Genomic DNA, 14,425 nt, shown 5'->3' on the forward strand with positions numbered 1-14,425 from the left:
GGGGGACGGGCCGCCGCCCCGGTCAGGGCCGGTCGAACCAGGACAGCGCGGCGATCCGCCAGCCGTCCGGGGTCCGGACGAACTGCATGGTCTTCGTGCCCTCGCCCTCGTAGGGCTGCCCGTCCAGGACCCCGGACTTGCGGTACGTGCCGAAGCGCGAGGCGATGTCACCCTCGATCCGGGTCTCCTCCGAGGTCTCCCACTCGGAGAAGTCGACGAGCCGCCCGTCGGTCAGCAGCCGCTCGCGCGGGACGACGAACTCCTCCACGGAGTACGCCGTGAACGTGGGCGCCGTGCAGACGATCACGCCCCGGGGCAGCACCAGCCGGCGGATCCGGTCCACGTCGGGGGCCTTGCCGCCCCGATTGTCGAACGCGCCGTAGAACTCGGCGGTCACCGCGTCTATCTGAGTCTTGGACATGACAGGACCCTACGGGGTGTCCGAGCCTCTTCGCCGAGGGCCGGCCCGCCCTGCTTGAGGCCGGCCCGCCCGGCCCGACCGGCCCCCTGGCCGGCCGTCAGCCCAGTTCGGCCTCGATCAGGTCGGCCGCCCGGAGCGTGCCGCCTTCGCGCCGCATCGCTTCCTGGACCTCCCGCGCGCGGCGGGCCACTTCGGGATCACCGGCGAGGGCGAGCACCGCCTCGCGCAGCCGCTCCGGGGTGACCTCCTCCATCGGCAGGTGCCGTGCCACGCCCAGCGACTGGAGCATGTCGGCGTTCCCGAACTGGTCGGTGGCCTGTGGGACGGCGACCATGGGGGTGGCCGTGGCCAGGCCCTCCTGGCTGCCTCCGGCGCCCGCGTGGGTGATGAACGCGTCCGCCTGCCGCAGGATCGCCAACTGGGGGACCCAGGAGTGCACTTCGACGTTCCGAGGAAGCGCGCCGAGTTCGGCCGGGTCGACGAACTTCCCGATCTGCAGGACGAGGTGCCAGGAGGGGAGCTCCGCGAACGCCTCGACGCAGTCCCGGTAGAAGCCGGGCTGCTTGGTGAAGGCGGAGCCCAGGGAGGCCAGGACCACCTTCTCCGCGTGCGCGGGGCGCTGCCATCCGCCCTGTTCGGCGCGCGTGCCCTGGCAGGCGCCGACGAAGGTGTAGACGGTCGTGTCGACCCGGTCGGCGTGCGGCTGGAGTGCCTCGGGGATGAGGACGAGCGCGCGGCGCGGGCGGGCGACGAACCTGTCCGGGTGGGTGTCGATGCCGTGCTCGGCGAGCCAGGCCTCGAAGCGCGCGTAGTAGGCCTTGCCGCGGGGTGAGGCCTTGAGCTCGGCGAACATCGGCTCGGCGACCTCCTCCTCGTATCCCTCCCACGGCACGAGGTTCGGCCAGAGGGAGAGGGCCGGGACGCCCCAGGTGTGGGCGAGGACGGGGGCCGGGTACGAGGTGATGTCGTGGAGGACCAGGTCGGGTCGGTCCTGTGCGAAGGCCTCGGTGAGCTGCGGCAGCGCCTGGACGGCGTCGGCGAGGAACGGTTCGAGGTGGTCGATGAGTTCGGTGCCCCAGGCTTCGGGGTCCTCGTCGGTCGGCAGGGTGGAGCGGTAGACGACGGGGGTCGCCCCGGTTGCCGCGACCTTCTCGGCGAAGGAGGCGGGGACGGCGTAGCTGACGCGGTGTCCGCGGGCGACGAGCTCCCGGACGACCTCCAGGCTGGGGTTCACATGGCCGTGGGCGGCGATGGAGAACATGGCGATGTGGGCGGGGGAGGGGGCCGTGGTGTGGGTCATGCCGCCACCTTAAGCGAGACGATACGTATCGTCTAATGAATTCCCCTGTCGGCAGTGTTCTGTCCATGCCAATATGGCGCCCGTCGTGCCAAGCCGTCCGACTTAGGGGACACCGTGAAGACACAGGCGTACGCCGCCAGGGGCGCCCTCGCCCTCGCCGGCGCCCTCACTCTGCTCATCGCCCTCCCGGGCAGCGCGTTCGCCGCACCGCCGGCCGCCCTGCCCGGCCACGCCGACGTGATGGAGCGGACCTTCCAGCCCGCCTTCGACTACGACACGGACGGCTGCTACCCCACGCCCGCCATCGGCCCCGACGGCACGCTCAACGGCGGCCTCAACCCCTCCGGGACCGTCAACAGCCAGTGCCGCGACTCCTGGGACCTCACCCAGACCAACGGCTACTCCCGCGCGAAGTGCAACAACGGCTGGTGCGCGATCATCTACGGCCTGTACTTCGAGAAGGACCAGGCGGTGTGGGGAAGCAGCCTCGGCGGGCACCGCCACGACTGGGAGCACGTCGTGGTCTGGGTGCAGAACGACCAGGCGCGGTACGTCTCCACCTCCGCCCACGGCAACTTCAACATCTACGGCCGGGACGCGATCCGCTGGGACGGCACCCACCCCAAGGTCGTCTACCACAAGGACGGCATCGGCACGCACTGCTTCCGGCCCGCGAACACCAACGACGAGCCGCCCGAGAACCACCAGCACACCTGGCAGTTCCCGACCCTGGTCGGCTGGAACGGCTACCCGCCGGGCCTGCGCGACAAGCTCAGCCAGGCCGACTTCGGCAGCGCCGTCTTCGGCCTCAAGGACGCCAACCTCGCCGCCCACCTGGCCAAGGCCCAGCCCGCGGGCATCCCCTTCGACCCGTACGCCTGACGGCCCGGGCCGTGCGGCCGGCCCCCGCCCGGACGGCCGCTGTGCGATCATGCGGTGCCCCGACATGGGGCGAAGGGGTGTTCGACGCTTCGGGGCGGGGAGTTCGGTGTGGGCGCGAGTGGCGAGCGGGACGGTTCGTCCGTACCCGACGACGTCTGGGACAAGTTCCTGCGGGACTCCGTGGAGGGAGCGCCGGACGCGCCCGAGGAGCCCTCGGCGCGGGCCCGGAGCGTGACCGGACGACCGCCCGAGCGGCCCGCGGACCCGCACGCCTGGCGTGCGTACACACCGCCCCCGCGCCGACGGGGCAAGGGCTGGTACGTGGTCGGGTTCCTGGCCGCCGTGGCCCTCCTGGTCGTGGCGTTCGACCCCTGGCGGGTGATCGGAACGTCCGGCGACGGCGCTCCGGCCGGGCCACCGCTCGCCCAGGAGTCGGAGCGCCCGACCGAGGCCCCGCCCGTCGAACCGGCCCTCCGGCCCACGCTCGGCGAACCCTTCCGCGGGTCGCCCGCGGCGCGCTGGGCGAACGGCGCCGCGGGCATCACCGTCCCCGCCGCCCGGGCGACCGGATGGATGAGCGAGGCGCAGGTGGCGCAGGCCCTGCGACGCTCCCGGGACTTCCTCGTCGCCTCCAGTCTGGACCCGGCGGTGTGGCGGGGCGGGCGGCCCACGCGGGCGACCGCCCTGCTCAATCCGCACCAGCGGGACGTCCAGGACTACCTGAAGGCCTCCTTCGAGGCCCCGACCGAGGAGAACGATCCGCTCCTGCTCTTCAGCCGCTTCGACCCGGCACGCGCGCGCGTGGCCGGCGACGTGGTGAAGACCCGGGGCCGGATCTCGTACGGCGAGGGCGAACACGGCGCCCTCCAGGTGACCACCGACGTCACCTACGTCTATCCGGTCACGCGCGGGACGACGGGCGGCGACGAGATCGCGCGCACGATCGTCCGCCGGGAGATCGTGCTGAACTGGGACGACCCGTCGAAGATCATCACCGAGCCGGGGACCCTCTCCCTCGTCTCTTACAAGACCCATATGACCAACGGCGGCTGCGACGGCCACACCGGCTACTTCGCCCCCGAGTTCGACGCGGACCGGCAGGGCGAGGGCGCGACGGAGAACGGGACCGTCGACCCCTACGACCGCGTCCGGCCGATGGACGAGCTGACCGGAGCCGCTGACGGCGGATGCGGGACGGCGTCGCGTACGTAGCGACCCCGACCGCCGTAGGAGGTGCGCGGCCCGCCGGGGCCGGCCGCCCACGACCGATCCATGGTCACGCGCGCGCGGGACGGGCACGATGGGCCCCCTCACCGTCCGGTGACCCGAGTGCGCCGGCAGGACCCGAAGGGACGACACTCCTCCATGCCCCAGAAGTACGGCGACTACCAGCACGAGATCTACTTCGACGGGCTCTTCGGCGTCCTCCCCGAACTGCCCATGACCTTCGCCGAACTGGAGAGCCGGGCGAGGGCGGCGCTCCCGCCCTCGCTCTGGTCCTACGTCGCCGGCGGCGCGGGCGACGAGTACACGCAGGAGGCCAACGTCCGGGCCTTCCGGCAGTGGGGGCTCGTCCCCCGCATGATGGTCGGCGCCTCCGAACGCGACCTCTCCGTCGACCTGTTCGGGCTCACGCTGCCGTCCCCGCTCTTCATGGCGCCCGTCGGCGTGATCGGGCTCTGCGCCCAGGACCGGCACGGTGACCTGGCGACCGCCCGCGCCGCCGCCCGCACGGGCGTACCGATGATCGCCTCCACGCTCGGCGTCGACCCGATGGAGCAGGTCGCCGCCGAGTTCGGCGACACCCCGGGCCTCTTCCAGCTGTACACCCCCACCGACCGCGCTCTCGCGGAAAGCCTCGTGCACCGCGCCGAAGCGGCCGGCTTCCGGGGTGTCGTCGTCACCCTCGACACCTGGATCACCGGCTGGCGCCCGCGCGACCTGGCCACCGCCAACTTCCCCCAGCTGCGCGGCCACGCGCTCGCCAACTACACCTCCGACCCCGTCTTCAGGGCCCGCCTCGCGAAGCCGCCGGAGGAGGACCCGCGCGCCGCCGTCCTGGAATGGGCGGGCGTCTTCGGCAACCCGCTGGTCTGGGACGACCTGACCTGGCTGCGGTCGCTCACCGACCTGCCGATCGTCCTGAAGGGCGTCTGCCACCCCGAGGACGTCCGCCGGGCCAGGGACGGCGGCGTCGACGGGATCTACTGCTCCAACCACGGCGGCCGCCAGGCCAACGGCGGGCTGCCCGCCCTCGACGCCCTGCCCGGGGTGGTCGCCGCCGCCGACGGACTGCCCGTGCTCTTCGACTCCGGCGTCCGCACCGGCGCCGACGTCGTCAAGGCCCTCGCGCTCGGCGCCACGGCGGTGGGCGTGGGCCGCCCGTACGCGTACGGGCTGGCGCTCGGCGGGACGGACGGCATCGTCCACGTCCTGCGCTCCCTGCTCGCGGAGGCGGACCTGATCATGGCGGTCGACGGCTACCCGACCCTGGAATCGCTGAGGGCGGACGGCGCACTGCGCGCCGTCCGCCCTTAGGGGATCCCTACGGGATCAGTTGAGTTCGTCGGGGTGCGGGCCGGTGCGCAGGTCGCGGTCGAGCGCGGCCACCGCCCGCATCTCCTCGTCGGCGAGAGTGAAGCCGAACACGTCGAAGTTCTCGCGGATCCGGGCCGGGGTGACCGACTTGGGGATGACGATGTTGCCGAGCTGCAGGTGCCAGCGGATGACGACCTGGGCCGGGGACCTGTCGTGACGGGCGGCGATGGCCTTCACGGCGGGGTCGTCGAGGACGGCGCCCTGCGCGAGCGGGCTCCAGGCCTCGGTGGCGATGCCGTGCTCGGCGTGGAAGGCGCGCAGCGCGCTCTGCTGCAGGCCGGGGTGCAGCTCGACCTGGTTGACGGCCGGGACCAGCGTCGTACCGGCCATCAGGCGCCGCAGGTGGTCGGGCTCGAAGTTGGAGACGCCGACGGCGCGGGCGCGCCCTTCCTCCGCGAGGCGCTCCAGGGCGCGCCAGGAGTCGCGGTATAGGTCGCGGGCGGGCGTCGGCCAGTGGATGAGGTACAGGTCGACGTGGTCGAGGCCGAGCTTGGCGAGACTGGCGTCGAAGGCGCGCAGGGTGGCGTCGTGCCCCTGGTCGGCGTTCCACAGCTTGGTGGTGACGAACAGCTCCTCGCGGGGCAGCCCGGAGGCGGCCAGCGCGCGGCCGACGCCGGCCTCGTTTCCGTAGATCGCGGCGGTGTCGATGCTGCGGTAGCCGGTTTCGAGGGCGGTGGAGACGGCGGCGGCGGTCTCGTCGTCGGGGACACTGCGGGGTGAGCCGCCAGTCGGCGTCGGGCAGGTCGGCGAGCAGCCGGCCGATGCCCTCCTTGACGCCCTCGCGTCCGGTCAGGACGCCGTCGGGGGTGAGGAAGACGGCGTCCTCGGTGTAGTTCCGGCTGATCGCGTCGAGGTCGCCGGTGCCGAGGCGGGCGCCGTGGTCGGCGAAGATCTCCTGCGGGGTGCGGGTCATCGGGAGAGTTCCTCGACCGCGGTGGTGGCGAAGCCGTGGTCCTGCTCGGGCGCGCCGCCGCCCACGCCGATCGCGCCTATCAGACGGCCGTCGCGGTGGACGGGCACGCCGCCGGCGATGAACAGCAGCGGCCGGTCGAGCGCGGTGGGCAGCGAGTGGAACGGTCCTTCGGGCTTGACCAGGTCGACCAGGTCGGCGGTCGGGGCGTTCAGCTGGAGCGCGGTGTACGCCTTGCGGGTGCTGGTCTCGCCCGAGATCAGCACCGCCCGGTCGTCCCGGCGGAAGGCCAGCAGTTGCCCGCCCGCGTCCAGGACGGTGACGCTGACGGTGACCCCGGCGGCCTCGGCGGCGTTCCGGGCGGCGCTGATCAGGGTCTCGGCGTCGGTGGTGCTGAGCGGGATGACGGCGGTGGTGCTCATGGCGCTGCTCCTTGAGGGGGCGGAGGGAGGGGAGGGGAAGGGAAGGAGGAAGGGGACGGAGGGACGTGAGGGGAGCCGGGGATCAGTGGTGCACGGGCGTGCCGGCCGACGTACCGACGGACGTACCGGCGGCCCCGGCGGGAGATCCGGTCTCGACGGCGGGAGCGTCGGTCCCGGCGGCGCGGGTACGGCGTTCCAGGGCCGCGGACCAGAAGGCGAGGCCCAGCGCCGCGGCGGCGAGGGCGGCGCCCACCCAGTTCGGGGCGGTGTAGCCGAGGCCGGCGGCGATCACGAGCCCGCCGAGCCAGGCGGCGAGCGCGTTGCCCAGGTTGAAGGCGCCGATGTTCACGGCGGAGGCGAGCGTCGGAGCACCGTGGGCCTGGTCGAGGACGCGCTTCTGCAGCGGGGGCACGGTGGCGAAGCCCAGAGCGCCGACGAGGAGGATGGTGATCGCGGCGAGGATCTTGTTGTGGGCAGTCACGGTGAACAGGGCGAGCACGACGGCCAGGCCGCCGAGCGCCGTGTACAGCATGGGCATCAGCGCGCGGTCGGCGAACCGGCCGCCGAGGAGATTGCCGAGGAACATGCCGATGCCGAAGAGGACGAGCAGCCAGGTGACGGAGCCGTCCGCGTATCCGGCGACGTGGGTCATCATCGGTGCGATGTAGGTGATCGCGGCGAAGACGCCGCCGAAGCCGAGCACGGTCATCGCCATCGCGAGCAGGACCTGCGGGTTGCGGAAGGCCTTGAGCTCGCCGCGCAGCCGAGCGCCTTCGGGGCGGGGCATGGCGGGGACGAGCTTGGCGATGCCGAGGAATCCGATCACACCGAGCGCGGCGACGATGGCGAAGGTGATGCGCCAGCCCACGGCCTGCCCGATGAAGGTGCCGAGCGGGACGCCGACGATGTTGGCGACGGTCAGGCCGGTGAACATGGTGGCGATCGCGCCGGCCTTCTTGTCCGGCGCGACCAGCTCGGCAGCCACGACCGACCCGATGCCGAAGAACGACCCGTGGGCGAGCGAGGCGACGATCCGGCCGGTCAGCATCAGCCCGAAGCTAGGGGCGAGTGCGGAGAGCAGGTTGCCGAGCACGAACAGGCCCATCAGCAGCATCAGCATCCGCTTGCGGCTGACCTTGGTCCCGAACGCGGTGAGAAGCGGAGCGCCGATGACGACGCCGAGTGCGTAGCCGGTGACCAGCAGGCCGGCGGTGGGGATGGTGACCCCGTAGTCGGCGGCGATCTGGGGCAGCAGACCCATGATCACGAACTCAGTCGTACCGATACCGAAGGCCCCGACGGTCAGAGCGAGCAGAGCGAGCGGCATGGCTCGCCCCCTTGCGGAATTGCTTGAACGATCCCTTTGCATGCCCTCACAATAGTTGCATGCGCGTGATAAGTGCAAGCGCGGATAGTCGGTGGGGTCTGGGTGGCGGTGTTCGCGGGTGAAGTCGACCGTGGGGGCGACGCAGGCTGCTTGGTACTGCTATGGCTGGGGCAGGGCTCAGCTGGCTCGACAGCTTCCTCGTCTGCTGGCGGTACAGGCAGGGTGTCCGTCTGATCAGCAGGAATGGATGTTTTCAACGGTGTGTTTTGGCCCGCCGGCCGGGCAGGGACCCGTCCACGATCAGCCGCGAGCTGCACCGCAACAGCAACCCCGTCACCGGCGCCTACCAGCCCTTCCGGGCCCAGCGCCGGGCCGTGGCTCGACGAGCCAGGTCGAAGGAGGGAAAGCTCCGGCGTGATCCGGAGCTGAAGTAGTTCGTCGAGCTGCACCTGGGCGAACGCTGGAGCCCGGAACAGACCAGCCGCGCGCGGCCGGCCGCATTCCCCGGGCAGCCCGAACGGCATCTGTCCACGGAGACCATCTACCAGGCGATCTACCTGCCTCACCGCGGTGGTCTGGAACGTGCTCCGGGCCAGCTGCGGACCCGTCGGAAGCACCGGCGCAAACGCCGTCGCCCCGACCAGCGCCTCACCCGGTGCAGGGTCACCGGCCTGACCATCAACGAACGGCCCGCCGAAGCTGCCGGCCGGACGGCCTCCGGGCACTGGGAGGGTGACCTGATCGTCGGCAAGGACAACCGGTCCGCCATCGGCACCCTGGTCGACCGCAGCACCCGCTACGTCAAGCTTGTCCACCTTCCCCACGGTCGCGGCGCCGAGCACGCCCGGGACGCACTCGTCCGCGCCTTCGCAGACCTTCCCGTCTCGCTTGCGCGCTCGCTCACGTGGGATCAGGGAAGCGAGATGGGCCGCCACGACGAGTCCACCCGCGCCACGAACATTCCGGTGTTCTTCTGCGATCCCGGCAGCCCTTGGCAGCGGCCGACGAACGAGAACACGAACGGCCTTCTCCGCCAGTACTTCCCGAAGGGCACAGATCTGTCGATCCACTCCGCGGCCGACCTCGTCGCCGTCGCAGCGGAGCCCAATGACCGCCCCCGCAAGACCCTCGATCGGCAGCCAACACGAAGGCACCGGTCGGCAGGCGCAGACCTGTTCCACCGCAGCTGACCGGACCGGCGGTGCCGCCGGTCCGGCCGGAAAGTCTGAAACAGTACCGGGAATCAGGCCGCGACGAGCTCCTGCTTGCGGCGATCCGACGTGTTGACCTTGGGCTTCTTGTTCGGCAGCGAGAGCCGGAAGACCTTGCGCCACGCGGAGAACACCTGCTTGGGCAGCGGCCCGGTGACGTACTCCAGCTCGTACTTTTCGAACAGCGCGCGCACCTTCACCGCGACCTCGGCGTACCGGTTGCTCGGCAGATCCGGGAACAGGTGGTGCTCGATCTGGTGCGACAGGTTGCCGGTCATGAAGTGCATGGCCCTGCTGCCGCTGATGTTCGCCGAGCCCATCATCTGGCGCAGGTACCACTGGCCGCGAGTCTCGCCCTTGATCGACCGGCGCTCGAAGACCTGCACGCCCTCGGGGAAGTGCCCGCACATGATCACCGAGTGGGACCAGATGTTGCGGACCAGGTTCGCGGTGAACGTGGCGGCGAGTGTGGTGAGGAACGACGGGCCCGACAGCAGCGGGTGGATCACGTAGTCCTTGAGCACCTGCTTGCGGATCTTGCGGCCCACGGCCTTGGCCCGCGCGCGGAACTCCGGGTTCTTGCGGCGGCGCTTGTGCAGGTTCTTGCCGAGCTCCAGGTCGTACGCTGCGATGCCGTACTCGAAGAAACAGGCGTTGATGAAGTTCCACAGCGGCTGGCCGAGGTGGAACGGGTGCCACCTTTGGTCCTCGTCGACGCGCATGATGCCGTAGCCGAGGTCGTTGTCCTTGCCGATCACGTTGGTGTACGTGTGGTGCAGCTCGTTGTGCGAGTGCTTCCACTGCTCGGACGGCGAGACGTGATCCCACTCCCAGGTGGTGGAGTGGATCTTCGGGTCCCGCATCCAGTCCCACTGGCCGTGCAGGATGTTGTGGCCGATCTCCATGTTGTCCATGATCTTTGCCACGGACAGACCGGCGGTGCCGAGCAGCCACGCGGGCGGGAAGATCGAGAACAGCAGCACGCCCCTGCTGACCAGCTCGAGCTTGCGCTGGGCCGAGATGACCTTACGGATGTAGGCGGCGTCCTTCTCGCCGCGGCCGGCGAGCACCTCATTGCGGATCGCGTCCAGTTCGCGGCCAAGCTCCTCGATCTGCTCCGCGGTCAGGTGGGCGGTGGGGTCGATAGCGGTCAAGGTGCTCCTACCGTTCGATGTCGCAGGGGCCCGCCGCGGCGGACACGCAGGTCTGGATGAGGACGCCCGGCTCGGCCTCGGTGATCTCGCCGGTGCGCAGGTCGCGGACGGCGCCGGCTTTGAGCGGCGTGACGCAGCCGAAGCAGATGCCCATGCGGCACCCGGACGGCATGAGCACGCCGGCCTCCTCGCCGACGTCCAGCAACGGCGTGGCGCCATCCGCGTCTATGGTCTTGCCGCTGGCGCTGAATGTGACCTCGCCGCCGTCGCCCGCGACGACGATGCCGGGGCGGAAGCGTTCGGTGTGCAGGCGCTCTGGTACGCCGTGCCCGCTCCAGTGCTCTTCGGCGGCGTCGAGCAGGCCCGCGGGCCCGCACGCCCAGGTCTCGCGCTCGGCCCAGTCGGGCACGAGTTCGTCGAGCCGGGCGATGTCGAGCATGCCGTCCGTGTCGGTGTGCACCTCGGTGAGCCGCAGCTTCCCGGCCGCGACCAGGTCGTGCAGTTCCTTGCGGAAGATCACATCTTGCGGCTGTGGCGCGCAGTGGACCATGACGACGTCGTCGAACTCGGTGTCGCGCAGCATGCCCATCACGGGAGTGATGCCGCTGCCGGCCGTCAGGCAGAGCACCTTGGCGGGCTTGACCTGCGGCAGCACGAAGTCACCAGTCGGCTGGTCGAGCTGGATCAGCGTGCCCGGTTTCGCCCTGCGGACCAGGTGGTTGCTGACCTTGCCGCCCGGGATCGCCTTCACGGTGATCGTGACGCGGCCGTCCTGGCGGTTCGTCGGTGAGGTGAGGGAGTAGGCACGCCACAGGCGCACCCCGTCGACGTCGACCCCGAGCCGCACGTACTGACCGGCTGTGTGGCCGCGCCAGCCCCGCCCCGGCCTGATCACGACAGTCGCGGCGTCACCCGTCTCGGGCTGGACGGCCTCGATACGCCCACGCAGGTCAGCACCCGCACGCAGCGGGCTGACCAGGTCGAGATAGTCCGACGGCAGCAGCGGCGTCGTCGCCATCTCCAACAGCTTCCACGCCCTGCTGCGGAGGGCTGCACTCGTCATGACTCCAGCTTGATGCGCCTCAAGGCGTAAAGTCCTGACCGCAAGACGTAAAATTAATCGACTGAATTGTTCGCAGGGAACAAAACCGTGAGCCATGCAATTCGGAGGGCCAGCGAACTGGCCCTGGACGAGACGACGGTCACCGCACTCCGGGCCGCGCTGAAGACCACCGCCAACGAGGTCGTCCAGGCGATCATCGACGAGGTCCCTCCCTACGCCAACGCCCTCTCGGGCCACATGGGCGCCACCATCCGCCGAGCCGTCCGCACCGCCCTGGGGCACTACCTGGACCTCGCGAGCGGGAACGCCACAGGCGGCGACGCCGGTGACGCAGCCTACGAGCTGGGCCGTGGCGAGGTCCGCGACGGCCGTTCGATGGACGCCCTGCTCAGCGCCTACCGCGTCGGCGCCCGCGTGGCCTGGCGATGCCTGGCAGCCGGTGCCGTACCCGCAGGTCTGCCCGCCGCCCAGGTCGCCAAGTTCGCCGAGCTGACCTTCGCCTACATCGACGAGCTCTCCGCTGCGAGCGCCGCGGGCCACGCCGACGAACTGGCCGCCCGGGGCAGAGCCCACGAGCGCCACCTGGAACACCTGGCCCGCGACCTCCTCGCCGGCGCGAGCCCGGACGTGCTTCTGGCCTCTGCTCAACAGGCCGGGTGGCAGCCCCCGCTTTCGCTGACCGCCGTCCTGCTGCCCGCCGCCCAGACCCGGCCTGCCTACCGCGCGCTCGACCCGAGCACCCTCGTCCTCGACGATCTGCCAGGCGCCACCGGTGTGCTGCTCGTCCCCGATGCCGACCGATCACATCTCTTGCGGCAGCTCACCGACCGCACCGTCGTGGTAGGCCCGGCCCGCCCATGGACTCGTGCGTCCGCCTCGTACGCACGAGCCGTACGCGCACGCTCCCTCTCCAGCGATATCCGCGACACCGAGGACCACCTACCCGAGCTGGTGCTGAGTGCCGATATGGACGCGTTCTCAGACCTGCGTGCCCGAGCCCTCGCACCGTTGCGGACCTTGCCTGCCGCGACCGCACGGCGGCTGGAGGAGACGCTGCGGGAGTGGCTGCTGCACCAAGGCAGGCGGGACGAGGTGGCGGCGGCGTTGTTCGTCCATCCCCAGACAGTCCGATACCGGATGACGCAGCTGCGGGAGCTGTTTCCGGATCTCGCATCGCCACACCGGGTCCTTGAACTGACGATCGCGCTCGGTTCTCGGGTCAGCTGACACGTACGTCGACCAGATTGCCCTGCTGCTCACCGGCACCGCCCGCGCCGTCGCCGTCGATGTCCGCCGCGCCGCTGACATCTGGAGCCTTGGGTGCCTCCCTGTTCTGTTGCCGGACCGGCCACCGCCCCGACGCCTACGACGACGGCCTCGACCGGCTGGAGAAGCCGGCAGTCATCGCCAAGGGCACCATCACAGCGCTGCGCGACGTCTGGCTGTGGCCGTTCTCCGAGTTCGAAGACGCCATCACCGCGTGCCTCGCCCCCGACCCCGCCGACCACCGCACCGCGAAGGAGCTGACCACCGCATGGTGACAGGCTGAGCACGTCGAAGGGGTGGTGACCGATTTCCGGTCACCACCCCTTTCCCGATCACCTGTGCCCCGTGCAGCTTCTGGTGCTGATCACACCGGAAGGGCAGCGGTCTGTCAGCGCGCGCGTCAGCCCCACATGCCGAGGGAGATCTCCTCGAAGAATCTGCTCCATTCGCCGTCTTCGCTGGCAAACGGTGTTTGGTCGACCTGGGTGATGCTCTCGCGGAGATTCTCAACTGCTTCGGCGCGTGCTTGGTCGTCGTTGCGGGGGAGCTTCTTGAGTTCGGCGAGACCGGCCTCGGCCACGGTGAGGGTGTGGACGAGCGAGGAGACGTCCTGGTGCATGGGGACGTAGAACTCCTCGCCTTCGGCGAACGAGTAGATCTGGCCGGTCTGGGGATCGAGGGCGACGGTGGCGTATTGGAACTCCCCGAGGCTCTCCCACTGCTCGGCTCCCTCGGGGAGGACGGCGCCGTCGGCATCGAAGGCGGCCTTCAAGGAGGGCTGGCACTCGAGCTGGTCGGGGGAGTCGAGGTCGAGCTTGGTGGAGAACAGGTTGCTCGACGGCAGCCCCACGGTGGCCAGGAACCGGGCTGTGCCGGGGTGCATGTGGCTGCTGGTGGGGCGGGGGAAGTAGGTGACGCCGGTGAGCCCGAACGTGCTCAGAACCTGGCCGGCCTGGACGTCGATCAGCACGGTTCAGCCTTTCCTATGGGTGGCCTTGGGATTTGTGGCGTTTCTCCAAGTCTGACATGTAGTCGCGATGCTCCTTGTCGCGCTTGTAGAGGTTCTTCTCCGACTGGTCGTAGGTGTTGGCGTGTGTGACTTCCAGGTCAGGGTTCTTCGATTTGAAGTGGAGGTCTATCCACTGGTCGCACTTGAGGGAGAGCTGGCATGGCTTGCGCTCGGTGCAGACGGCGGCGAGGTTTGCCTCCTTGCCATGCCTGAGCAGTGGGTAGCCGAGGGTGCGTTCGGAGTGGGGCCTTCGCTGTCGCCGACGAGGATCATCTCTTTGCCGGTCTTGGGGGCGATGTACCGACCGGCGGCGAAGTTGGAACCGGTGTAGTCCTGTTTGGCGTAGCGTGCGATCTCTGTTGCCCGGGACAGGGCCGTGCTACCCGGATCGATCTTCGTCGAGGTGACCCTAAAGCGTGTTGCAGAAGGTTGTGTCTGGGCAAACGGCACCCCGGACGCCAACGGCGACGGCATCCCCGACATCTGGACCCTGCGGGTGGACCGAGCGGTGCGCTTCTACGCCGGCAGCCGCGGGGAGATGACGGGCAGCGGAGTCGAGGTCGTCGGCAACAGCGACGGCGTGGGCTGGAAGAACAAGCTCGCCATCGGGTGACGTGACACCTGTCCAGCACCGCGGGGCCCGGCAGGTCCCCGCCCCGTACAGACAGCCACCGCCTCCGCCACTTGCATGCGCGCCATAAGTGCAAACGCAGGTAATCCGTGGAGTGGGGATGAGGGTGAGTGCATGGGTATGAGGTGGCGGCCGTGCCCCCGATGGGCGGTGATCGCGCGGGATCGACTGTGATCGCGCGGGGCGGACCGTGTGTGACGTGCCGGAACGTGGGGGGAACTGTGCCGTCGA

15 protein-coding genes and 1 pseudogene are annotated in these 14,425 nt (G+C 70.3%); 8 read left to right on the top strand and 8 right to left on the bottom strand.

The features are described 5' to 3' along the window. Positions 1–22 precede the first annotated feature (22 nt). Positions 23–421 (bottom strand): DUF4440 domain-containing protein, encoded by a 399-nt coding sequence (locus ASD33_RS24055; RefSeq protein ID WP_056564238.1) that lies wholly within the window; start codon positions 419–421, stop codon positions 23–25. Positions 422–518: 97 nt separating this feature from the next. Then, complete coding sequence (gene mgt / locus ASD33_RS24060; protein ID WP_056564241.1) at positions 519–1,721, bottom strand: macrolide-inactivating glycosyltransferase; 1,203 nt, start codon at positions 1,719–1,721, stop codon at positions 519–521. Positions 1,722–1,835: 114 nt separating this feature from the next. Here mgt and ASD33_RS24065 point away from each other — a divergent pair, with 114 nt between their 5' ends. The 3 genes from ASD33_RS24065 to ASD33_RS24075 all read left to right on the top strand — a co-directional run bounded on the left by ASD33_RS24065 (position 1,836) and on the right by ASD33_RS24075 (position 5,141). Beyond that, entirely contained in the window at positions 1,836–2,603 is a 768-nt protein-coding gene (locus ASD33_RS24065; RefSeq protein ID WP_056564243.1) for an NPP1 family protein, read from the top strand. A 108-nt stretch (positions 2,604–2,711) separates the two neighbouring features. Further along, on the top strand, positions 2,712–3,815 hold the full coding sequence (locus ASD33_RS24070; RefSeq protein ID WP_056564246.1) for a hypothetical protein: 1,104 nt from the start codon (positions 2,712–2,714) through the stop codon (positions 3,813–3,815). A 153-nt stretch (positions 3,816–3,968) separates the two neighbouring features. Continuing rightward, positions 3,969–5,141, top strand: coding sequence for an alpha-hydroxy-acid oxidizing protein (locus tag ASD33_RS24075; protein WP_056564252.1), 1,173 nt, complete (start codon positions 3,969–3,971; stop codon positions 5,139–5,141). A gap of 15 nt (positions 5,142–5,156) precedes the next feature. Here ASD33_RS24075 and ASD33_RS24080 read toward each other — a convergent pair. The 3 genes and pseudogenes from ASD33_RS24080 to ASD33_RS24090 all read right to left on the bottom strand — a co-directional run. Next, positions 5,157–5,909 (bottom strand): annotated as a pseudogene (locus ASD33_RS24080) (aldo/keto reductase); the annotation flags it as partial. A 201-nt stretch (positions 5,910–6,110) separates the two neighbouring features. Further along, on the bottom strand, positions 6,111–6,533 hold the full coding sequence (locus tag ASD33_RS24085) for a heme-binding protein (RefSeq protein WP_056564255.1): 423 nt from the start codon (positions 6,531–6,533) through the stop codon (positions 6,111–6,113). Positions 6,534–6,615: 82 nt separating this feature from the next. Next, entirely contained in the window at positions 6,616–7,860 is a 1,245-nt protein-coding gene (locus ASD33_RS24090) for an MFS transporter (protein ID WP_056564258.1), read from the bottom strand. A 449-nt stretch (positions 7,861–8,309) separates the two neighbouring features. On the opposite strand from ASD33_RS24090, the gene ASD33_RS33690 reads away from it, so the two are divergent. After that, positions 8,310–9,050: an IS30 family transposase gene (locus tag ASD33_RS33690; RefSeq protein ID WP_242427247.1), complete on the top strand. Its 741-nt coding sequence runs from the start codon at positions 8,310–8,312 to the stop codon at positions 9,048–9,050. 53 nt (positions 9,051–9,103) lie between these two features. On the opposite strand, the gene ASD33_RS24100 is transcribed toward ASD33_RS33690, so the two are convergent. Both ASD33_RS24100 and ASD33_RS24105 read right to left on the bottom strand, forming a co-directional pair. Continuing rightward, entirely contained in the window at positions 9,104–10,225 is a 1,122-nt protein-coding gene (locus tag ASD33_RS24100; protein ID WP_056564264.1) for an acyl-CoA desaturase, read from the bottom strand. A 7-nt stretch (positions 10,226–10,232) separates the two neighbouring features. Then, positions 10,233–11,288 carry a ferredoxin reductase gene (locus ASD33_RS24105; RefSeq protein WP_079044973.1) on the bottom strand — a complete coding sequence of 352 codons (1,056 nt, stop codon included), beginning with the start codon at positions 11,286–11,288 and terminating at the stop codon, positions 10,233–10,235. A gap of 87 nt (positions 11,289–11,375) precedes the next feature. Between ASD33_RS24105 and ASD33_RS24110 the strand changes: the two genes are divergently transcribed. Both ASD33_RS24110 and ASD33_RS24115 read left to right on the top strand, forming a co-directional pair. Further along, positions 11,376–12,515, top strand: a complete 1,140-nt coding sequence (locus tag ASD33_RS24110; RefSeq protein WP_056564270.1) for a PucR family transcriptional regulator — start codon at positions 11,376–11,378, stop codon at positions 12,513–12,515. An 89-nt stretch (positions 12,516–12,604) separates the two neighbouring features. Then, positions 12,605–12,829 carry a hypothetical protein gene (locus tag ASD33_RS24115; RefSeq protein ID WP_056564272.1) on the top strand — a complete coding sequence of 75 codons (225 nt, stop codon included), beginning with the start codon at positions 12,605–12,607 and terminating at the stop codon, positions 12,827–12,829. 125 nt (positions 12,830–12,954) lie between these two features. Here ASD33_RS24115 and ASD33_RS24120 read toward each other — a convergent pair whose 3' ends face one another. Further along, complete coding sequence (locus tag ASD33_RS24120) at positions 12,955–13,524, bottom strand: SUKH-4 family immunity protein (protein ID WP_056564274.1); 570 nt, start codon at positions 13,522–13,524, stop codon at positions 12,955–12,957. Positions 13,525–13,591: 67 nt separating this feature from the next. Between ASD33_RS24120 and ASD33_RS36520 the strand changes: the two genes are divergently transcribed. Together ASD33_RS36520 and ASD33_RS35565 are read left to right on the top strand one after the other, a co-directional pair. Continuing rightward, positions 13,592–13,894: a hypothetical protein gene (locus tag ASD33_RS36520; RefSeq protein WP_056564276.1), complete on the top strand. Its 303-nt coding sequence runs from the start codon at positions 13,592–13,594 to the stop codon at positions 13,892–13,894. Positions 13,895–13,966: 72 nt separating this feature from the next. After that, positions 13,967–14,176: a hypothetical protein gene (locus tag ASD33_RS35565; RefSeq protein ID WP_157870076.1), complete on the top strand. Its 210-nt coding sequence runs from the start codon at positions 13,967–13,969 to the stop codon at positions 14,174–14,176. The last annotated feature ends 249 nt before the right edge of the window (positions 14,177–14,425 follow it).

It is taken from the genome of Streptomyces sp. Root1304 (genome assembly GCF_001426405.1).
In the GTDB taxonomy this organism is placed as follows: Bacteria; Actinomycetota; Actinomycetes; order Streptomycetales; family Streptomycetaceae; genus Streptomyces.